This window comes from Leptothermofonsia sp. ETS-13 (assembly GCF_049200465.1).
In the GTDB taxonomy this organism is placed as follows: domain Bacteria; phylum Cyanobacteriota; class Cyanobacteriia; order Leptolyngbyales; family Leptolyngbyaceae; genus Leptothermofonsia.
Genome location: NZ_CP120836.1, coordinates 1540290 through 1560779 on the forward strand (window position 1 = coordinate 1540290; position 20490 = coordinate 1560779).

Below are 20490 nucleotides of genomic sequence, written 5' to 3' on the forward strand. Positions count from 1 at the left end.
GGCGGGAGAGAAAATTGCTACTTCAAAAGCAGTAGATTGAATGATAAGTAGATAAACTGACTTTAGAGCAAGTGATTTCACTTACCTGCGTGAGGCAGGCTTTTTCTCTATATGTAGTTAACAACGGCAGGCTAAAAAGTCAAGTAGAAACGCCCATACACTTTACACAAGCTTTATAAATTTGATATCTAAACAGTTTTTTGTTTAACATAGAATAAAGATATTCGTCAATCTGATGCTTGTTTCTACGTAAAGTTGTATAAACTCTTCAGGCCGATCATGTTCAGGTGTGTCTGCGTATAAGAGAAATCGTCTAAAGCTTTTGACTTCTGTAGCAGTCCTAAATTGTAACAGTCCTAAATCAGTCGTAAGATTGAGAGGCTTTGAGAGAAGGGATTCCTGCGGAATCCTTTCTCACAATCCAAATAGGATCGCTATAGTTCTGATTCATTTAATTCTGACTTGTTCAGCAGCTTAAGTGACTCATAAGTAGCTAGACGCAATTAAATTAAGGATAATTTCGGGGGTGGAGGGGGTGCCCCTGTCCGTAGAGGCGCAGACCCTACTCCCCCCTTTACAATTAATGATGGCTACCTACTTACTTTGTGGGCAAATAGAGGAAGCTAAATTAATGCTTTTTAACTCCTTTACATTCATCTTTCTATTTCTACCAGTTACACTTCTAATCTTTTTTCTATTAAATAGGAATGAAAATCATCGAATAGCGGTTATCTGGCTGATTCTTGCATCCCTTATTTTCTATGGTTGGTGGCAGCCTTATTACATAGGATTACTGCTGGTTTCCACTGGATTTAACTATATAACCGGACTGATCATTGGCCGTCGTTATCAAAATAAACTGGTCACTCCAAGGCGTATGCTCCTTTTGGGAGTGGCAGTAAATTTACTACTACTAGCCTACTTCAAATACATTGATTTTCTAATCTCAAGTGTCAATTCTATATTCGACACATCTTTCAATCTACAAAACATTATTTTGCCAATTGCTATTTCATTTTTCACGTTTAACCAGATTGCCTATCTGGTTGACACCTATAAGGAAGAAACTCAAGAATCTAATTTCTTAAATTACTGCCTGTTTGTTGTCTTTTTTCCGTATCTTATTTCAGGTCCAATTGTTCATCATAAGGAAATTGCTACCCAGTTCAATCAGCCCATAGCTTACCGATTAAATCACGAAAATCTGGCTGTCGGATTCACAATCTTCGCTCTCGGTTTATTCAAAAAGGTTGTTTTCGCTGATAGCATTGCGCTGACAGCAAATCCTATTTTTCATGCGGTGGCCCAAGGAGTCCCTTTAACGTTCTTTGAAGCATGGACTGGTGCCCTGGCCTATTCCTTCCAACTTTATTTTGATTTTTCAGGCTACTCTGATATGGCGATCGGAGTCGCTCGTATGTTTGGAATTAAACTACCTTTGAACTTCGATTCTCCCTATAAGTCGGTCAATATTATTGATTTTTGGCGACGCTGGCATATCACGCTTTCTCTCTTTTTAAGAGATTACATATACATCCCTTTGGGGGGAAGTCGAAAAGGACAGCTTCGCCGCCACGCCAACTTGATGATCACTATGCTATTGGGCGGACTATGGCACGGTGCCGGTTGGACTTTTGTTGTTTGGGGAGGCTTACACGGTCTCTATCTGGTCATCAATCATCAGTGGCACGCCTTGCTCCAATCGCTGGGCAAAAATCCCAAGGCTACAAATTGGTTTACCTACAGCCTTGGATGTTTAGTAACTTTCGTGGCAGTGGTTGTGGCCTGGGTTTTTTTCCGGGCCGATAATATAGAAACCGCGATCGCGATGCTGAAAGCAATGACCGGCACAAATGGGGTTCCCCTGACCTCACCTTTCACCATCGTACCCACCGCCTATAAAGAGTTGTTGTTTTTGCTAACTTTTGTTTGGCTGATGCCAAACACCCAGCAGTGGATGCAGCAGTTTAATCCAGCTTTAGATTCATCTTCGACTCAAAAGCTTTCGAATTGGCAGGCCTATCTCTGGAAACGGGTGCAGTGGCAACCAAATTTAATGTGTGGTTTCCTGGTTGGTACCTTGTTGTTCATCTACTTGAAGACAACACTGGCTGCACCTCCCAGCAGCTTTCTCTACTTTAACTTCTAAAATCTTTAAGATGAAGTATTCAAGATACTACAAATCATTAGTGGGCGGCTTTTTAACTAGCTGCCTGGCTTTTTTGCTCCTTACTGCCTGGCAGACAGGAGCCCCAACCAGGCAGTCTCGCTGGATTTATGAGTCTTACCAGTTCAAGTCAAACCTGGTTAACTCTGTCAAATCGCCTAAACTACTCGTTATTTCTGGTTCGAATTCGCTGCTAGGAATTAGTTGTGAAATGATTCAAGAAAAAACAAAGCTTTCTTGCGTCAATGCAGCAATTAACGCGGGGCTCGGAGTTAATTATATTCTTCATTATGCTCGCTCTTTTGCCAGACCTGGAGACATCATTCTTTTGCCTCTTGAATATGAGTTTTATCAGTCCGATGGTGCGCTTGACAGCGTATTAATTGATTATGTGTTTGCTCGTGATCCTCAATATTTGCAATCTATCGACTTCCAGACCCAACTTCGTTTTATTGAGGGGCTCAGTTTCAAACGTTTAATGACGGGAATTAGCAGTCGGTTAGCATCATCGAAAGCTTTAGCTTCTTCTAATCCGCCAGGCATCCAGCCTGATAACGCTCGGTCTAGTGTGATGAATAGTTACGGAGACAGAATTGATAACCTTGAGGCCAGGATTACTCCAGAACTGCGTAGAAAAATTGATGCTACTCAACCGATGAAGGTTAACTCAGACATGTCAACAAATATGTCTGGATTTCAAGCGATCGCCAAATTTGCAGACTGGTGCAAAAAGAATAACGTTCGGTTGCTTGCTACCTGGCCAAATACAATTTGGTTTAAAGATTATGAGGGAGCCATTTACCAGGTTTTTTTCCAGAAAATAGAAAACTTTTACCGTTCAATTAATGTCCCTGTTATTGGGAAATATCGAGATTCAATGTATGAAAAGTCTTTATTCTACGATACCAACTACCACTTGAATGATCGAGGAGTTCGTCATCGAACTCAGCAATTGATTGAGGTCCTTCAGCCCTATCTAGCCAATCCGTCTCAACGTCGAAATTTCAAGATTAATTCCTGAATCCCAAACAAGGATAGATCGAATGCGCATCTTGAGCATACACAATCGTTACCAGATTCGCGGTGGAGAAGATGAGTCCCGTGAGTCTGAAGAACTTCTTCTAAGAGAGATGGGTCATGAGGTGGATGTGTATGAAGAGAGCAACGATTGCCTCGCATCAATGAGCTCTATCCAGGTTGCAACGCGAACGATCTGGTCCAGAGAGGCATATAATATCGTCCAGCAACATCTCAGAAAAGCAGCCCATGAAGTTGTCCATGTGCAGAATTTCTTCCCTTTGATTTCCCCTTCCGTCTATTACGCGGCAAAGAGCAAAGGCGTTCCAGTCGTTCAAACTCTCAGAAACTATCGGCTTCTATGCCCGAATGCATTGTTTTTCCGTAGTGGGGAAGTGTGTGAAGATTGCCTGGGCAAATTCGTTCCCTTTCCGGGAGTCTTGCACGGATGTTACCGAGAAAGCCGGATCGCCAGTGCAGGCACGGCTGCCATGATGATGGTGCACCGCACTTTGCGGACCTGGACGGAAATGGTCGATGTTTATATTGCTCTCACTGAGTTTGCCCGCAAAAAGTTTATTCAGGGAGGGCTACCCCCCAAAAAGATTATTGTGAAGCCCAATTTTGTTCATCCTGACCCTGTTGCTGGAGGAGGAAAGGGAGGGTATGCCATTTATGTAGGCCGTCTTTCCGTTGAAAAGGGGTTAGATACCCTATTGGAAGCCTGGGAACTTTTGAGCACTCCGCTACCATTAAAGATCGTGGGTGATGGTCCCCTGGCCGATCAGGTTGCCAAAGCTGCAAATCGATACCCTCATATCGAATGGTTAGGGCGAAGACCTGTAAAGGAAGTCTATGAAGCAATTGGGGAGGCAATGTTTTTGATCTTTCCCTCGAAATGGTACGAAACCTTTGGTCGTGTCGCTGTTGAAGCCTTTGCTAAAGGCACACCTGTACTTGCCGCTAAGATTGGCGCGATCGCCGAACTCGTAGATCACAACCGCACAGGTTTTCACTTTTGTCCGGGGGATCCGGCGGATCTAGCTACCAACGTTGAGTGGATCTTAGCTCACCCAACCCAACTTGCCCAGATGCGCCAGGAAGCCCGCCTAGAGTTTGAAACCCGTTACACTGCAAAACAGAACTATCAAAAGCTTATGGAGATTTATGAGGTAGCCCAAAGCTGCAAAAATATATAGCGATTCTATTTGGATTGTGAGAAGAAGTTCCTGCGGAACTTCTTCTCACAAAACCTCTCCATTTCACAACTGATTTAGGACTACATAAGTAGGTGGTCATAATTAATTGGTAAAGGGGGGAGTGGGGGCTGCGCCCCCAGGCAGGGAGTTTCACCCCCTCCACCCCCGAAATTATCCTTAATTTAATTACGCCTAGCTACTTACAGAACCATAACAGCCGTAAACTACCTTTGCACCCAATGACTCTAAAGTTCAAATTCAGCGTTTATGAAATGTGCTAACTGCACTTCAATAATAGGAAGGAATTAGTGGAGTTTGAAGAATGAGTGTAGGAGCACTACCCGAAAAGACAAAAGAGCCAATTCTTAAAAGCTCAACTCTGGTCATGTGGGCATTTGTCACTGCCTTCTTTTCCCGCATTCTTGACTCTGTTGGGTTACCTTCTGCTGTCAACTTCTTACACTTTGCCACTATTCCTTTCGTGTTTGGTGTCGCTCTGCTCAAGGCTCGCCCCAAAGATTCGGCCCAGATCAAGGGGGTTTATCAAATTTTGACAGGGCTTTTCATTCTTTTAATTGTAACCACTGCAAGCGGGCTTCTAAACAATGCGGGACTGATCAATGTTGTTTTACAGTACCTGTTGTTAGCTGAGCCATTTATGTTGCTACTGGCACTGGTTACGATTCCAATGGCTGCTACCAGTGTTGAAAGCTCTAGAACCTGGATCATCCGATTTGGTATCCTCAATACTGCTTTGGCTTGGATCCAGCGGTTTGTCTTACGTCTGCATCTGAGGCGGGGAGCCGAAGATAATATCAAAGGAGTTTTTATTGGGCAAAAAGCTGGACATGTAGTGGGGGGAGCAGTAGCGCTAACCTTTGGAGCTTATTTTCTGGTCGCTGCCAAAGATAAGCCGCTGTGGATGCGTATTGCTGTGGCCGTAGCAACCTTTGTCCATATGATGATTGCGGATGCAAAGCAGGTTATGGCTGTTTTTGCAGCAGCTTTTGTTCTGCTGCTGTTTACTAAGCTGAAGGATCCAGCCCAGGCCATTAAATATTTAATTATTGTGGCAATTGTGATTTATGGCTCCGTCTGGACTTTCTTCAATGTATTTACAACCTGGTCAGAAGACCTCGCTTTGACAGCAGAAGGTATGAAACTCAAATGGGTTGGCTTTCCGATCATTATCTCCTACTTCCACTCTCCACTAAATTGGTGGTTGGGCCTGGGGCCGGGTCACACCATTGGCAGATTGGGCGGGTGGATGATTCCTTCCTATAAAGATCTGTTGGAACCGCTTGGAGTGACTACTTCACCGGCCAGCCAGGCTGTTTGGAATGCTGTTGCATCCAGCTACTTTGGTGATAAATCGAGTATGTTTTCCCCCCTTGTTTAGTTGGGCCGGTTTTTGGGGGGACTTAGGGATTTTAGGAGTTATGGCTTATCTTTATCTTGGTTTTTTGGTATGGCGCTGGTTTGCAGTTGATGATCTTTGTAAATACCTTTTACTTACACTCTTTGTCTTTGGTTGGATTTTTGCACAACTTGAAGAACCGGGTCATATGCTTTTTGTGGCTTATATGATTGGTCTTCGCTGGCAAGAAAATCACAGTCGAAAGTTTCAATCGGAATTAAGTAGGTAGCCATCATTAATTGTAAAGGGGGAGTGGGGGTTCCACCCCCTCCACCCCCCGAAATTATCCTTAATTTGTTTGAAATTGTTTGAAATACGGATATTTCGGTTAAGAATGATTCAGCCTAGGCTTTGGCAAAGGCGATCGCAGAAATTCCACTCAACATCAAACCGAGCCCTAACCAGTGGATAGAGGAAACCTTTTCTCGAAGAAGAACAGCCCCTGTTAACGTGGTTGCAACTACAGTCAGTCCAATAACCACTGGATAAGCAACAGATAAGTTCAACTTTCCCAATACCAGGATGTAGAAGACAGTACTGAGACCATAAGCTACCAGTCCACTGAGAATAAAAAGGTTCAGTGGATTTTGTCCAGAACCTAGCTTCAATAGCATCTGAGCCAGGGTGTTCAAACCAACTGTCACCAGGATCAAGATCAGGAAAAATAAACGACCTAGCATTCCAAATGGGTACCTCAATAGGGTTCACAGTTCCAAAGCTCAAGATGGGCAGGGTAGGGAGTCTGCACACGCTTACCCAGTAGCTTTTCCCACCAGCGAAAAGGATGGGGTAGAGTTGCTACTTGAATACTGGGACATCCTACCAGGAAAGCTCCCAATATATCAGTATGGCGGCTATCTCCAATCACAATAACCTGTGACGGTTGTAGTTGCATGGCTTTCAACGCCTTGTTGAAAGCCATGGGTAGCGGTTTTCTGGCGGGACTCAATGCTGGAATTCCGAGCCGATGAGACCAGAACTCAACCCGATAACGCCGCTTACCATTAGAGAGGATAAAGAATTTGAATCCAACTTGTTTTGCTTGTTGAATCCAGGCTTCAGCACCAGGGGACAGGTAGCGATCATCCTCCGAAACAATAGTATTATCTAAATCAAGGATTACACCTTTGATTCCTCTATATTTCAGGGAAGCAAGGCTAATTGTTGCAAGATTGTCTGCCTGTTGGAAAGAACGCCAAGACTGAAAGGAAGCAGAATAAAGGTTTGGCAGACGTTTGAGCAGAGTTAGAAACGCTGTAAGAAACGACACGTTATATTAGAACCAAGATGACGACAGCAAAAGTATTCGTCAAAGAATCCCTTGATGATTCAAGAGTAATATCAAGAACGTGGTGGATAGCCAGGCAATCACTGTCAATAATAAAGGCCGATCTGTCAGCAAAACTTCCTCAGGGCGTTCGGTCTGTCCACCCTTCTCATTGTCCAGATCACTTCTACGAGCAATTTCTTGCGGATCGCTTAGAAGCTGGTAACGAAAAACACCATACAGGACAAAAGGCAGAGTTACCATCATCCAGGGAGTTGAAGCTCCATGCACTTGAGGACCGGAACTCCACAAAGCATAGGTCATGATTGTCCCGGTTGTGACCATATTCTCCATTCGGTTTAGTAAGGAGAGTGAATATCGCCGCAGTACTTTCCGAGGTTTTCTGCCTCCTACCTCAACTAAGCGCAATTCTGCTTTCCGTTTCTCAATACCTAAAAACAGGGCGAGCATAGCTGTACATAGTAGAAACCAGGGAGAAAGAGCAACATTAGCGGCGGCTGCACCACCGTATGCCCGTAGAACGAAGCCAATGGCAATTGCTACTACATCCAAAATGACTGTGCGCTTCAAACGAAGGTTATAGGCGACCTGTAACAATGCATAGCAGGTAATGGTTGATCCTAATCCGAAATCCACTAGCCAACCGATCAAGAAGGAGCCTCCAAGCAGCACAACTGCCATTGCGATCGCTATCGGAATATGAATCAACCCAGCAGCAATGGGGCGTTTGCATTTCACTGGATGCAGTCGATCAGCTTCTACATCGACAATATCATTGATGATGTAGAAGCCACTAGAGGCGCAACAGAATAATCCAAATGCTAGAAGAGCTCCTACCAGTGATTCGACATTCAAGCTAAAGGCAAACAGGGGAGCAGCAAAGACAATTAAGTTCTTCGTCCATTGACGAGGGCGTAAAACCCTAACGTAAGCTTTCCAGTCGCCAGAGCCAGTATTTTGTGCCACAGAAGGTGCTGGCTGAAACGGCTTCAGTTTTTTAGGAACCTTAAGAAATGCCATTTTAATCAATACCTTAATAGAGCTTTGGACATCCGGCTCCCTGAACACACCAGATTGAACATGCCTGGTATGTTCAACTCTTAAAAATTCTTGCAGCGTTCTTCTTGAAGAATCACTAATGAATAACGAAGACCTTTGAATAAACAGCCATTCGAAAGTTTCAACAAAACTCTCAACAAAAATATAAAGGATGTTTACGATAGGTCGAAAATAATATAGAAGTAATTCATAAAATCTTCATGGCAATAGACAAACTTGATGATAAAGCTTTAAATGCAGACATATTTAACCTGGAGTTATTGGCTTCTTTGACTAACTCGTATCCAACGAAACAGGAGCATTTCTAAGGATTCAACTTTAGAATTCCACATTTTACTAGAATTAAAAGTTTTCCGTAGAAGTAGCAGGCTTCATCTGTTTTCCGAGTCAAAATTGAGTGATGGAGTTTAAAGGTACTCTTAATAGTTTCAACCAAAACTCCAATAAAATTAAAGCTTTTACTTTGTATTTTCATGTAGGCATAGGTAGATCCCTCAAACTTCAATCGTTTATTAAGGAAAGCCTGATTTTGGCGATTTAAGGGGACAGGATGATAAACAACGCAGCCGGGATTATAAACAATGTCAAATCCATTCTGCTTCAGTCTTGATGAAAATTCGGCATCTTCGCCAAAAATCTGGATTGACCTTCCAATGTTGGCTCCCAATGTTTCATCAAATCCAGAAAACTTTTCCAACAAAATCCGCCTTACAGCGTAATTTACACTTGCAGGTTCTGCATTGCCAGTATAATGCCCAAAAGTATCGCCCTGGTCATAAGCGGGTAATAGATGCCGCCATTTTTTAGGGATATTCCAATTTGGAGATTTCTCCTCATAGACAGGGATAATTTTGCCTCCTAAAACACCAATGTTAAAATCTTTTCGTTGAAAACTTTCTTGAATTGTTTGCAGCCATTCAGAGTCAACCCAGGCGTCATCGTCGGTAAAGGCAACGATATCTCCAGATGCATGTTTCCAGCCAATATTGCGAGAACGGGCCGCTCCTGTGCCCTCATCTTTGAGGTAAATAATCCGCCTATCCTCAATAAAAGGTTTTAGAACATCGAAGGTTAGATGGTTTGAACTTTGATCAACGATAATAACCTCAAGAGGCTGAATAGTATTTTCATAGATTTTTGTAATTGCCCTTGCAATCTTTTCATGCCTGTTTACTGTAGGAATTACTACAGAAATACTTATAGAACCAGGATTACTCACAATGCTCGACCTCATGAAAGAGCTGGAAAGAGTATAAAAGTTTATTCCTGCATTGAAGTGCTTAACTTTTAAGCTTTTCGTTCAAATAAATAAACCTTGTTCTGTTGATAACTTAACTGAAACTGTTGATCATTCTTAAGCTGCTCCATTAATTGTGAAATCGCATCTTGAACTTTTCTCAAGCTTTGATTATTTTGATTGATCAGAACATAGTTAACTTCAGCTAACTCAAATGGATTCAAATCAGCAGAGCCAATGCTTGGATCTTTCAAGGAACGAATCATTTGCCGATGAGACAGATGAGGAGCGATCTCATTAGTTGTTAAGACGCCATCCTTTGTTTGAACCTGGGCAATTGCCTCGCGGGTCGATCTCCAGCCATTCCAATCAAATACGTAGTCATACTTCACTTGCCCAGGCGATAGTCGCGTCAATATTCCTGCCAGCAAAACCCCAACAGACCATAGAACAATAGCGCGTTGATTGCGGAACCATGTGTGTCCTGCGGTCAGGCTTGAAATGACAGCGACCAACAGAAATGGTAAGACTGGCAGAGAGTAGTGAAAAAAGAGGCTGAGTTGCAATCCTTTATCGGACAGGGAATTAAGCAGGAGAGTAGGCAATGCCCCAATTAAAGGAGCGAGGTGAAAAGGTGAGAGGCCCCAAATGACTGGAATTGCTAGCAGGGTAAGGTGCTTAAGCGTATTGAAAGAAAAGATTCTTCCTAAAATTAACCACGGCTTCAAGAACAGGTTAATAATAATTTCTCGACTTGAATTGCCTAAGTAGCTGTAGCGTTCTACTCCAGTAGCTTCTCCACCCCCGAAAAATGGGATCAATATTTGAGTGGAAAAAAAGAACCAGGCGATGCCTGTGATGAGGGCGATCGCACCAAATTTGCGCTTCTTCTCAAATACCAGAAGCCAAAGGCCCATAGCTGCTACGGTCAGTGACATGACTTCCTTACAGCCCAAAGTTATAATGATTGCCACGATGAACCAGGTTATCTTGTTAGAACGCGCCGCCCAGATCGCTGTTAATATAGCCGACAGTGCAATAACTTCTGGATGAAAGTCGAACCAGTTTGCTGTAAAGATGATTGGGTAAAGAAGATAAACTGCCACCATCGCTGTAGATTGGGCCTGATTTAGCCCAGCTTGACGAGCTAGAGCCCAGGTTGGTAAGGCACCTAAAGATAAGGCAAATGCCTGGATTGCTAGCAACCAGTAGACACTGGGATAAACGGCATACGGCAAACTGAGTGGATATAGCATCCAAGCGCCATGATCACCCAGCATATGGATATCGTCTAATAGGGTGGAAATAGGAGCTTTACCTTGGCTGATCAGATAAACTGCCTGATCAAACATTCCCAGGTCAAGCGCTCCAGAGCGAAACAGAATATGTCTGAGACTACTGCACACAAAGAGAAATAGCGTGCTTACCCCAATCATCCACCCAATCACTCTAGGCAGTTGCCTGGTTAATTGATGGCTACCAGTACTTACTAAAGGCTCAATATTTTCAGATGACTGCTGCATAACTGCCTCAACTAGTATTTAAAATTCAATGTTCTATTTCACCTGAGTGACTCGCCAACTTAACTTCAGGTTGATCCAGAAGTTCCAAAATGTCACCAGTGCGATCGCAATCAAATTTGCTAGATAGCGATTAATCCCAAGAACATTAAAGAAAAAGTTTAGTAAAAGGACATTCAAAATCAGTCCCATAAGGCATATAGTATTGAACTTCAGAAAGCGCTTAAGTCGCGGTTTCCAGCCCTTCTGCTTACTAGAAATATCTTTAAAGGTCCAAACATCATTCCAAAGGAAGTTGTTAATAATAGCGGCTTCTGCTGCAAGAATCTTGCTACGAGTCAAGCCTAAACCAAGGGCCATTGGATCACTCAGCAGGTAGAAGATTGCCATATCCACAAATACACCGCTCAAGCCCACCAGTCCAAATTGAACAAAGCGGGTGAGCGGCACCTTTAAGCGCTTTTTTAGTCGAGCAACCCTTCCACGAGAGCGCAATCGAGCTAGATGATGCAAATAGTCAACATACTGCTTCCAGGTAACTTTGCTTTCTCCTTCTTGTCGTTCCTGGAACACATAGCCGACCTCTGCTATCTGCTCGATCTCACCTCGTCCCAAGACTTCGAGGAGTATCTTATATCCCTTCGGGTTTAGATCTCGCTCAGCGATCGCACTGCGTCGCACCATAAAATAACCACTCATTGGATCAGAGACTCGACCCACAACATTTGGCAGGATCAGCAATCCCAGCAATTGAGCCCCGCGAGAAAGAAATCGTCTGATAAATCCCCAATCGCTAACCCCACCACCATCAACATGGCGACTAGCAACTGCTAGATCTGCTCCTTGTTGAATTGCATCCAACAATTTCAACAGCACTTCTGGAGGATGCTGAAGATCACCATCAATGACTCCCAAAACCTGTCCTCTAGCTACCTGCCAACCCCGAATCACAGCTGTAGATAGTCCTCGCTCCTGTTGTCGCCGCATCACTCGCAACGTAGAATGGTCTGGAGTCATCTCCTGAGCAATTTTCCAGGTCTGGTCTGGGCTGTCGTCATCAACGATGATCAACTCATAATTTCCTGGCATTGCTTCATCTAGCAGTCCAATTAATAAATGAACGATTGCATGAATATTCTTACTTTCGTTGTAAGTGGGAACAATTAAGGAAAAGTAGAGCAGGCACTCATCGCTTGCCAAAAATCTGGAAGGTTCTCTGGGAATTCGTAGAGAACTAGACGGCACAGGCACTAAAGGGTGAATCAAAGTATCTTGCATTTAGCCTACTCCAAACAGTTGCTTCCCAGGAATCCATTCTTTTTTTCTTGAATCATCATCCGAACGACATCAGGCATTGCGTATTTAGCCTGCCACCCCAATTTTTGATGAGCTTTTGCCGGGTTTCCTCGTCCTGCCATAATTTCGGAAGGGCGAAATAGGCTTTCATCAATGACAATATGATCTCGCCAATCTAACTGAAATTCAGCAAAAGCCTTTGCAACAAAATCTTCCAGCTTATGTGAAACACCTGTAGCAATCACATAGTCGTCCGGTTCGTCTTGTTGCAGCATTAAGTGCATGGCTTCAATATATTCTGGTGCCCATCCCCAATCACGCTCAATCCCGATATTGCCTAAGAGCAGCTTCTCCTGGCTACCTGCTGCAATTCGACAGGCCGCCGAAATAATTTTTTGCGTGACGAATCGTTCTGGGCGTAGAGGCGATTCATGATTAAACAAAATGCCTGAACAGGCAAATAATCCGTAAGCTTCTCGATAATTTACCACTTCCCAGAAGGCTGCTGACTTAGCAACCCCGTAGGGGCTACAGGGACGAAAGGGAAAGGTTTCATCGGCAGCCAGGTTTCCCGTATTACCGAAGCATTCACTGGAGCCAGCATTGTAAAACTTGATGGGGCGCTTTAAGAAGCGAATAGCTTCTAGCAAATTCAAAGTACCCGTTGCCACACTTTCCAGGGTTTCTACAGGTTGCTCAAAAGAGAGACCTACCGAACTTTGCCCCGCCAGGTTATAGACCTCGTCTGGCTCAATTTTGGTCAATACCTGTAAAACACTCCGAAAATCATTGAGTGCGATCGACTCTAACTTAACCTGGTCCCGGATTCCTAGACGCACGAGATTTTGAAAAGAAGACACTTGGGCATCACGAGATGTACCGCAGACGCTGTAACCTTTAGCTAAAAGTAGCTGAGCTAAATAGGCTCCGTCTTGACCAGAGACCCCACAGATAAGGGCTTTTTTCATCACTAACTGATTTCCCTAAGAAATGCAATTGGGTGCTTGAAAGAGGCGTTCGATGACCTTTAAGCAACATGCTGACGGTACCAATCAATCGTATTTTTCAAGCCTTGCTTAAAATCCATTTGAGCAACGAAGCCAAAAGCTTGCTTCGCTCGTTCGGTGTCCAGACAACGGCGAGGCTGGCCGTTTGGCTTGTCGGGTTCCCAAACAACTTCACCTTCAAATTCCATCAGTTCACAAATCAATCTCACCAAATCTCTAATGGGGATTTCATGTCCTGTACCCAGGTTAACTGGCTCTGATTCACTGTAGAACTGAGCACCCATCACAATTCCTCGTGCTGCATCTTCTGAGTAGAGAAACTCACGAGTTGGACTTCCATCCCCCCATACTGGAATTTGCCTGTCTTCTCTCTGCTTTGCTTCGTATACCTTGCGAATTAAGGCCGGAATTACATGAGAACTACGGGGGTCGAAGTTGTCTTCCGGGCCATACAGGTTCACCGGCAATAAATAAATGCCATCAAACCCATACTGCTGCCGATAGGACTGGAGCTGCACCAGTAGGGCTTTCTTGGCGATGCCGTAGGGCGCATTAGTTTCTTCGGGATAACCGTTCCACAGGTCTTCTTCTTTGAACGGAACGGGCGTGAATTTGGGATAGGCGCAGATGGTGCCGACGCAGACGAATTTTTGCACGCCCGCTTCATAGGCGGCATGGATCAGTTGAGCGCCCATCATCAGGTTGTCGTAGAACAGTTCGGCGGGTTTTTCGCGGTTGAGGCCAATGCCACCGACGTGGGCAGCGAGGTGGATGACAAGGTCTTGCTGGTCAACAGCGCGCTGGCAGTTTGCCATCACACGCAGGTCGCATTGGCGCGATCGCGGCACCGTAATTTTTTCCAGGTCTGCTCCAGCCAGGCACAGTTGCTTGACCACCTGTTTCCCCAGAAACCCCGAACCACCCGTTACTAGAATACGCCTGCCTTTGAGATCAAACTCTGTTGTTGTTACCACCGGAGTGCCTCACTTGCATGATTGAGATTTCTGTATCAAACAGCTGAACTACCAACCGCCTGCCGAACTGTGGCAATATCCCTGATTTGTTGAGCAACACCGCCATTGAGCGGTACCAGACCCATTGCCTTCAGGTCTGCTTCCACCATCAGAAACACCAACTGCTCAAACGTCACTGACGGCTCCCAGCCCAGCTTCGCCTTCGCCTTCGCTGGGTCCCCAATCAACAACTCCACCTCCGCCGGTCGTAAATACCGCTCATCAAACTCCACATACTCCTGCCAGTCCAGGTTCACATACCCAAACGCCAGATCCAAAAACTCCCGTACCGAATGCATCTCCCCTGTCGCCACCACATAGTCATCCGGCGCTTCCTGTTGTAACATTAGCCACATTGCTCGCACATAGTCCTTCGCGTAGCCCCAGTCCCGCTGAGCATCGAGATTGCCCAGGTACAGCTTCTTCTGCTGCCCGGCGATGATACGAGCTAGGGCGCGGGTAATTTTGCGGGTGACAAAGGTCTCTCCTCGCCGCGGCGACTCGTGGTTGAACAAAATGCCATTGCAGGCAAACAAGCCATAGGACTCGCGGTAGTTGACCGTTTGCCAGTGGGCATAGACCTTGGCGCAGGCATAGGGACTGCGGGGATAGAAGGGGGTGCTTTCTTTCTGCGGGATTTCCTGCACTTTGCCGAACATCTCAGACGAACCGGCCTGGTAGAAGCGGACCTGGATGCCCGTGCGCTGCTGGTAGTCGCGAATGGCTTCCAGCAGGCGCAGGGTGCCCATGCCGACGGAATCAACTGTGTATTCGGGGGCATCGAAGCTGACGCGGACGTGGGATTGGGCACCGAGGTTATAGATTTCAACGGGTTTGACTTCTTCCAGAATGCGGCGCAGGGTGGTGCCGTCGGTGAGGTCGCCGTAGTGGAGGAAGAGGCGGGCATCGAGCTGGTGGGGGTCTTCGTAGATGTGGTCGATGCGGTCGGTGTTGAAGGTGGAGGTACGGCGGATGATGCCGTGCACTTCGTAGCCTTTCTCCAGCAAGAACTCGCTCAAGTAGGAGCCGTCTTGCCCTGTGATTCCGGTGATGAGTGCTCGCTTCTGGTCAGTCATTATCATTAACCCAAAGTATTGCTTTAGTGGAACAGAAACTGAAAGTTTGAATTGATAGATTCAGCGATGGGAACACAATTAGACTGACGAGCCTCTTCATGAAAGGTCGTGAGTTGGTGTTGATCTAGCAGAGGTCAACAACTGCTTCAGAGCTAACCAAATAAAAATAGGGATTGTAGTGCTGTACCGGCCCCAAAGCCTGCGGGGCTCTTGTGCTAGACGGTAGAGCCACTCAAAGCCCAATGAGCGCACTAAGCGGGGAGCACGTTTGTGAATTCCGGCGTAGACGGGAAAGGCTCCACCCAGCCCAACCATGACTGCTTGAACCCGATCTTTGTGTTCGGCCATCCAGGCTTCTTGCTTTGGGCATCCTAATGACAGAAAAACCAGACCTGCCCCACTATCATTTAGCCTCTCGATAATTGCCTGATCTTCCCACTTATTCAGAGGGCGAAATGGTAGTGGTTCCATACCTGCAATCTTGAGGTTTGGAAATTCTTTCTCAAGCCGGGCTCTCATTTTTTCGAGAATAGCGGAATGGGAACCTAGAAAGAAAATGCTGACGTTCTCCTTGGTTGCTCGTTCGCATAAAGCTGAAAAGACATCTAACCCAGCAACTCGATCTTGGTTGGAGACGCCCAATAGTCGTAACATCCATACAAGTGGCATGCCATCAGGAGTGACAAGATCCGCTCTCCTTAGTACGGCGGCAAAATTCGGGTCCCGGTATGCTTCAACCAGCATGTGTACATTTGCAATACAGACAACCTTACTAAGACAGTCTTTTGCCCATTGGAAGATGAGCGATATTTGAGCATCAAAAGGTAGAGCGGTTACTGAAAAGCCAATGACACTCCGGAACGGGGGGTTGTTTTCTAAAGTCATAGCCTTGTATCTCTCGAGGGAGCCAGAAGTGTTAGCGATTTAAGTCTTGGGTATTTCAGGCAATCTTCGACGGATAATTGTTTGAAGTTCTTGAATGCAAGAGCCAGGTTGATGCTTTATGCGAAAGGATAAGTTCACTCTGACGAAACTACTCCGTAAAATTTTATTTGAATGTTCCTTTTGATACCAGGGATGAAGAGATCCGTAATGTTGTCAAAGTTTTCACCTGATGTCAACTCTTCAACTAAATATAGGAGCGAATCTGGTCTCTAACTGGCTCTAATCCTTGTTTTCAAGAGATAAAGGACCTGTAAAAAAGAAAGTTGAACCATGGTCTTTGAATATTCTTGTCAGAGCAAATTCTAGGGCATTTCTCCGTGAAAACCCATGTACTTCACTGTTGCTTCACACGTAATTTACTCCTGCTTTAGGCAGGCTTTACATAACACTGCTTTAATTAGACTTTACATAACACCGATGCGGGGAATCCACGGTCAGGAGATTAGAGTGTCGCTAGTTGTTGTTTCTACGAATGCCGTATCAAATAATTTCGTGGTGTACAATCGTTCCATCCACTGACATCAGACAACTGGTAGAACCCAAGTAGTAATGATGGATTTGTTCAGATGAAACTGAAGCTATCTGTTTCTGACGATGCCTGAATGCCCCACCGGTCAAGCCAAACACACGGTTAAAAATAGACACATCCACACGAGCAAACAGCGCTTCCTGTGTAAGCAGTGCGGCTACCAATTCGTCGAGAACCCGACCCATAAGACCCCCGACCCATAAGACCATTGATGAGGCACCCGTGCCCTGATTGATCGCTGACTGTTGGAGCGCATTTCAATGGCGGGGATTGCCCGAGTCGTGCAGGTTTCAGAGCAATGGCTGCAAGATTCCGTCAATATGAAAGCCGCTCAGACCCCCAGAAAAACTGTCGTCGAGCCCAAAAAAAGGCACTCTAAAAGTGCAATGCGATAAACTGTGGTCATTTGTTGATTCCAAAGGCAACAAACAGTGGGTTTGGCTAACGCTCGATGTCCAAACCAGGGAAATCGTTGGTATGCACCTTGGTTCAAGGGGGCGCGAGAGGGCACAAGCGCTTTGGGAATTTTTGCCACCGCTCTATCGACAATGTGCGGTCTTCTATACTGATGAGTGGGAGGCTTATCGAGGCGTACTGCCCGCGAACCGTCATCAGGTGGGCACCAAGCAGAGCGGTCAGACCAGCTACATTGAGCGCTTCAACTGCACGCTGCGCCAGCGAGTCTCGCGCTTTGTCCGCCGCAGTTTGTCCTTTTCCAAGTGTCTGTTCAATCACATTGGCTTGCTGTGGAACTTCATCCACCACTACAACGCATCATTACGTATTTAGTACTACCCAGATTTAGTACTACCCAGATTTAGTACTACCCAGACAACTTACTTAGGCAGACAACTTACTCAGGAAAGCTCCGTTTCAACTGGTCTTGCACTAGTAAGGCTAGCCACATGTCTGAAGGGGAGGAATAATAATCAATTCTCTCAACCTGGTACCGCACAATGGCATTACCTTGCCGTAGGATGACGTAATCCCCAGGCTTGACACCTTTTCCTTGACAGGTCAGGTAACCTCTTGTCCCATGAGGCTCTATAGCTTCAAAGACGTAATCAACGCCCTGCTCGTAGCGGGTATAGTCGTGCGTTTTCTGTCTCTTCAAGGCTGCCATACCAGAGAAATCTTCTGGTAAATCAACAAGGGTTACGCTGCGGAATCCTCTTGCTTGCCCAATCGTCTTGCTTGCCCAATCGTCATGGTCGCGATACCTTTATTCTACAGGGGTAATTCAAACTACTGCTTGTACGGTAGGGACACACAGGCTGCCTAATTGTACAAATCAAAGGGGCAGTTGAAGCAGAAACTTTTCTTTAATATTTCAAAGAAAAGAACAGTTGCTGCCCCTATCCCTAACATCTATCAAAAGTTGTAATTCAGATTTCTGTTGTCACTTCTGGAGAGGAGGCCAGAAAGTGGAAGGGTTTCTCAGAAACACCAATTCAACTTTAAGAATAATGAATCATTTTTGAAAAATGCTTCAAGGATCACCTGTACCAGTTTTTACTACGGCGCAGACGGCGGGTTGCTGATCTCAGGAACTTTCTGGCCTAACCGGGGTTCGGTGCCAGCGAGAAGGCGTTGGAGGTTGGCGCGATGCCGAAAGATGACGTAAAGCCCTCCGACAAAGGCGAATAAAACGTAGGGGACGGGCTGGACGAAGAGCACCATCAATCCACATACAGCGATCGCCCCCGCAATCGAACTGAGAGAAACAATCCGGGAAATTGCCAGTACTATCAGAAATACAAGTAGTGTACCTGCTCCCACCATCCAGTTCATGGTCAGCAGGATTCCCAAACTGGTGGCAACGGATTTTCCACCGGTAAAGTTGAGAAAAATGGACTTACTATGACCCAGTAAGGCTAATATTCCAGCTATCGTGATCATCCAGGGCATCCAGGCAGTGGCAGCAACAGCGGGGGGAATTAGAGGTTTGACGATGTCCAGAGCGTAAAACCTCTGTACCAGGGCGATCGCTGCAGCTCCCTTTAAAATATCGACAAGTAATACAACGGCGGCTGGACCTTTACCCAATGTGCGCAGTACGTTTGTAGCGCCAGTTGACCTGGATCCATATTCTCGAATGTCAACGCCTTTCAGCAGTCGCCCTGCCCAGTATCCGGTTGGAATAGAGCCTAAGAGATAGGCGATAACGAGCAGTAATCCGTTCAGCGCGTACCAGAAAATCATGGAAAAGAAAGAGGGGAGAGTAAGAGGGGCTGGGGGGCTAGGGATTGGGGGCTGATGAATCTGGGGATCCCGTGGCGTGTCTTTATAAATGGCAACTATGTTTTTAGAACACTACCATTTAACCATTAGAGCATTTGGATTTACCATTCCCGCGGATAGGAGGAAGGTACCTGAGGATTGGGGGCAAATGCGAGCCAGAGGGGAAATTGTAAAATCGAGAGGCTAATTTGCTCTTCGGTTTCATCAATGATGATGAAGGGGAGGAACCCATCTTTGAGGCTGCGGTCTGCTTTTTGTACCATCAGCTCAGGGTCTTCAAACAGGGCAACACCCCGTTCGGGCCCAAAATCACTGCGAGTAATGCCGAGGCAGTCTTGTAATCCTCTACGCCATTCCCCCAGACGTTCGGGGGATTCTGCCAAGATGAGGGCGCGGAGGCGATCGCCGTACAGGCTGTGCAGGATTGAAATGGTTGCTGAAGCAACCAGAATATTTTGCAGACGGCTGCCCATGGTGCGAATGGCACCCCGCCCACCCTGGGTGAAGAACCAGTTGGAAACGCGCTCAGCATGAATCGGCTCAAAAGTCCGGCGGAGGTGCCAGGGAGGGCCGTAATAATCTGGACGGTTACGGTATTGATCCAGCAAGTTGCGAATTTTGCGCGTCTGCTCGTGAAAACTCTGTTCTGCAAATTTGGGAGTGGGGGAGGTTTGAGGAATCTCGTTGTCTACAGTAGCCGTTGGTTTGGGGGGTTGCTTCGATGGTTTGGGCAGTTCTAATTGCTCGGCGGCCAGGGCCAGGTCTTGCAGGCTACCGACTAAATAGTCCTTAAAGCTCTGAACCCGAATCGCCAAATCCTGGGAAACTCCAGCAAAGGTCGTCTTCATTTCAGCTCGAATGCGCTCCTGGCGGCGTTCCAGTTGTTCTATGCTGATTTGCAAGGATTGCTTTCGCTGTTCCAGTTCTTTCAGTCCTTCCTGGACGAGACGCCCCAGGGAGCCCTGAACCTCTGCTATTTGCCCCCGGAGCTGGGCATGGGTGGCTTCCAGGGCTTCAATTTCTTGTTTGAGCGATCGCTCCTGGCGCTGCAATTCATCAATCCGCTGTTCCAGTTCACCCACCTGAGCAGGATTGGCAGGCCCCAGAGGGGCGATCAACGGATTGGAAGTTGGAGTGGAAGAAGAAGCAAAAGGCTCTTCGTCTGAAACTGGAGTGGTTTTGGGTAAAGGTTCTACAGGATTTTTCCCAATTTTGGGCAACACCAGCAGTGGAAGCTCTTCCCCGTCGGTGGTTGGTGGCGTTGGTTCAGAAGAGGCAAATTCGTTCTCCCCCAATGATTCCAACCAGGGATCTTCTGGTTCAGTAGAAGTGGACGGCTCATCCCATTGGGATGACGGTTGAAATGGTTTTGCTGATTGCTCTTCAGGTTCGTCCGGTTGAAATGCTGTGGATTCGTCTGGGTTCATGACCGAGTGGGAGAAGGGATAGAGAGGATAGGAGAGCTGTTAGTTGTTGGTT

18 protein-coding genes and 1 pseudogene are annotated in these 20490 nt (G+C 46.0%); 6 read left to right on the top strand and 13 right to left on the bottom strand.

All coding sequences use genetic code 11. The annotated features are described in order from the left end of the window. Positions 1 to 583 precede the first annotated feature (583 nt). The 5 genes from P4D80_RS06895 (at position 584) to P4D80_RS06915 (ending at position 6029) form a co-directional block, all read left to right on the top strand. Positions 584 to 2149 (top strand): MBOAT family O-acyltransferase, encoded by a 1566-nt coding sequence (locus P4D80_RS06895; RefSeq protein ID WP_421658240.1) that lies wholly within the window; start codon positions 584 to 586, stop codon positions 2147 to 2149. A gap of 10 nt (positions 2150 to 2159) precedes the next feature. Further along, on the top strand, positions 2160 to 3188 hold the full coding sequence (locus tag P4D80_RS06900; protein WP_421658242.1) for a hypothetical protein: 1029 nt from the start codon (positions 2160 to 2162) through the stop codon (positions 3186 to 3188). A 22-nt stretch (positions 3189 to 3210) separates the two neighbouring features. After that, the gene (locus P4D80_RS06905; protein ID WP_421658243.1) at positions 3211 to 4383 is read left to right on the top strand and encodes a glycosyltransferase family 4 protein; all 1173 of its coding nucleotides are present in this window, start codon (positions 3211 to 3213) and stop codon (positions 4381 to 4383) included. A 322-nt stretch (positions 4384 to 4705) separates the two neighbouring features. Continuing rightward, a complete protein-coding gene (locus tag P4D80_RS06910) occupies positions 4706 to 5782 on the top strand; it encodes a hypothetical protein (RefSeq protein ID WP_421658245.1) in 1077 nt (358 codons plus the stop codon). Positions 5783 to 5822: 40 nt separating this feature from the next. After that, positions 5823 to 6029, top strand: a complete 207-nt coding sequence (locus P4D80_RS06915; protein WP_421658247.1) for a hypothetical protein — start codon at positions 5823 to 5825, stop codon at positions 6027 to 6029. Between the two features lie 115 nt (positions 6030 to 6144). Here the strand turns inward: P4D80_RS06915 and P4D80_RS06920 are convergent, their stop codons facing one another. The 10 genes from P4D80_RS06920 to P4D80_RS06965 all read right to left on the bottom strand — a co-directional run bounded on the left by P4D80_RS06920 (position 6145) and on the right by P4D80_RS06965 (position 16181). Next, on the bottom strand, positions 6145 to 6480 hold the full coding sequence (locus P4D80_RS06920; protein ID WP_421658248.1) for an SMR family transporter: 336 nt from the start codon (positions 6478 to 6480) through the stop codon (positions 6145 to 6147). 14 nt (positions 6481 to 6494) lie between these two features. Next, positions 6495 to 7070: a YqeG family HAD IIIA-type phosphatase gene (locus tag P4D80_RS06925; RefSeq protein WP_421658249.1), complete on the bottom strand. Its 576-nt coding sequence runs from the start codon at positions 7068 to 7070 to the stop codon at positions 6495 to 6497. 39 nt (positions 7071 to 7109) lie between these two features. Continuing rightward, positions 7110 to 8108, bottom strand: a complete 999-nt coding sequence (locus P4D80_RS06930; RefSeq protein ID WP_421658250.1) for a decaprenyl-phosphate phosphoribosyltransferase — start codon at positions 8106 to 8108, stop codon at positions 7110 to 7112. Positions 8109 to 8451: 343 nt separating this feature from the next. Then, a complete protein-coding gene (locus tag P4D80_RS06935; protein WP_421658251.1) occupies positions 8452 to 9366 on the bottom strand; it encodes a glycosyltransferase family 2 protein in 915 nt (304 codons plus the stop codon). Positions 9367 to 9434: 68 nt separating this feature from the next. Then, a complete protein-coding gene (locus P4D80_RS06940) occupies positions 9435 to 10907 on the bottom strand; it encodes a DUF2079 domain-containing protein (protein ID WP_421658252.1) in 1473 nt (490 codons plus the stop codon). A 33-nt stretch (positions 10908 to 10940) separates the two neighbouring features. Next, entirely contained in the window at positions 10941 to 12182 is a 1242-nt protein-coding gene (locus P4D80_RS06945; RefSeq protein ID WP_421658253.1) for a glycosyltransferase, read from the bottom strand. A 5-nt stretch (positions 12183 to 12187) separates the two neighbouring features. After that, positions 12188 to 13168 carry a GDP-mannose 4,6-dehydratase gene (locus P4D80_RS06950; protein ID WP_421658255.1) on the bottom strand — a complete coding sequence of 327 codons (981 nt, stop codon included), beginning with the start codon at positions 13166 to 13168 and terminating at the stop codon, positions 12188 to 12190. A 59-nt stretch (positions 13169 to 13227) separates the two neighbouring features. Further along, entirely contained in the window at positions 13228 to 14181 is a 954-nt protein-coding gene (locus tag P4D80_RS06955) for a GDP-L-fucose synthase family protein (protein ID WP_421658256.1), read from the bottom strand. A 35-nt stretch (positions 14182 to 14216) separates the two neighbouring features. Then, positions 14217 to 15296 (bottom strand): GDP-mannose 4,6-dehydratase, encoded by a 1080-nt coding sequence (gmd, locus tag P4D80_RS06960; RefSeq protein ID WP_421658257.1) that lies wholly within the window; start codon positions 15294 to 15296, stop codon positions 14217 to 14219. Positions 15297 to 15392: 96 nt separating this feature from the next. Next, positions 15393 to 16181, bottom strand: a complete 789-nt coding sequence (locus P4D80_RS06965; protein ID WP_421658258.1) for a WecB/TagA/CpsF family glycosyltransferase — start codon at positions 16179 to 16181, stop codon at positions 15393 to 15395. Positions 16182 to 16835: 654 nt separating this feature from the next. Between P4D80_RS06965 and P4D80_RS06970 the strand changes: the two are divergent. Continuing rightward, positions 16836 to 17559 (top strand): annotated as a pseudogene (locus P4D80_RS06970) (IS1 family transposase). Between the two features lie 64 nt (positions 17560 to 17623). Here P4D80_RS06970 and P4D80_RS06975 read toward each other — a convergent pair. From P4D80_RS06975 to P4D80_RS06985, 3 genes are all read right to left on the bottom strand, one after another. Continuing rightward, positions 17624 to 17893, bottom strand: a complete 270-nt coding sequence (locus P4D80_RS06975; RefSeq protein WP_421658259.1) for a hypothetical protein — start codon at positions 17891 to 17893, stop codon at positions 17624 to 17626. Between the two features lie 392 nt (positions 17894 to 18285). Beyond that, complete coding sequence (gene plsY / locus P4D80_RS06980; protein WP_421658260.1) at positions 18286 to 18972, bottom strand: glycerol-3-phosphate 1-O-acyltransferase PlsY; 687 nt, start codon at positions 18970 to 18972, stop codon at positions 18286 to 18288. A gap of 140 nt (positions 18973 to 19112) precedes the next feature. Further along, on the bottom strand, positions 19113 to 20438 hold the full coding sequence (locus P4D80_RS06985) for a DUF3086 domain-containing protein (RefSeq protein ID WP_421658261.1): 1326 nt from the start codon (positions 20436 to 20438) through the stop codon (positions 19113 to 19115). Positions 20439 to 20490: the final 52 nt, after the last annotated feature.

Coding starts and splice junctions, on each gene's coding strand:
- P4D80_RS06895 (WP_421658240.1), top strand. CDS start 584: ATGATGGCTACCTACTTACTTTGTGGGCAAATAGAGGAAGCTAAATTA.
- P4D80_RS06900 (WP_421658242.1), top strand. CDS start 2,160: ATGAAGTATTCAAGATACTACAAATCATTAGTGGGCGGCTTTTTAACT.
- P4D80_RS06905 (WP_421658243.1), top strand. CDS start 3,211: ATGCGCATCTTGAGCATACACAATCGTTACCAGATTCGCGGTGGAGAA.
- P4D80_RS06910 (WP_421658245.1), top strand. CDS start 4,706: ATGAGTGTAGGAGCACTACCCGAAAAGACAAAAGAGCCAATTCTTAAA.
- P4D80_RS06915 (WP_421658247.1), top strand. CDS start 5,823: ATGGCTTATCTTTATCTTGGTTTTTTGGTATGGCGCTGGTTTGCAGTT.
- P4D80_RS06920 (WP_421658248.1), bottom strand. CDS start 6,480: ATGCTAGGTCGTTTATTTTTCCTGATCTTGATCCTGGTGACAGTTGGT.
- P4D80_RS06930 (WP_421658250.1), bottom strand. CDS start 8,108: ATGGCATTTCTTAAGGTTCCTAAAAAACTGAAGCCGTTTCAGCCAGCA.
- P4D80_RS06940 (WP_421658252.1), bottom strand. CDS start 10,907: ATGCAGCAGTCATCTGAAAATATTGAGCCTTTAGTAAGTACTGGTAGC.
- P4D80_RS06945 (WP_421658253.1), bottom strand. CDS start 12,182: ATGCAAGATACTTTGATTCACCCTTTAGTGCCTGTGCCGTCTAGTTCT.
- P4D80_RS06950 (WP_421658255.1), bottom strand. CDS start 13,168: ATGAAAAAAGCCCTTATCTGTGGGGTCTCTGGTCAAGACGGAGCCTAT.
- gmd (WP_421658257.1), bottom strand. CDS start 15,296: ATGACTGACCAGAAGCGAGCACTCATCACCGGAATCACAGGGCAAGAC.
- P4D80_RS06965 (WP_421658258.1), bottom strand. CDS start 16,181: ATGACTTTAGAAAACAACCCCCCGTTCCGGAGTGTCATTGGCTTTTCA.
- P4D80_RS06975 (WP_421658259.1), bottom strand. CDS start 17,893: ATGGCAGCCTTGAAGAGACAGAAAACGCACGACTATACCCGCTACGAG.
- plsY (WP_421658260.1), bottom strand. CDS start 18,972: ATGATTTTCTGGTACGCGCTGAACGGATTACTGCTCGTTATCGCCTAT.
- P4D80_RS06985 (WP_421658261.1), bottom strand. CDS start 20,438: ATGAACCCAGACGAATCCACAGCATTTCAACCGGACGAACCTGAAGAG.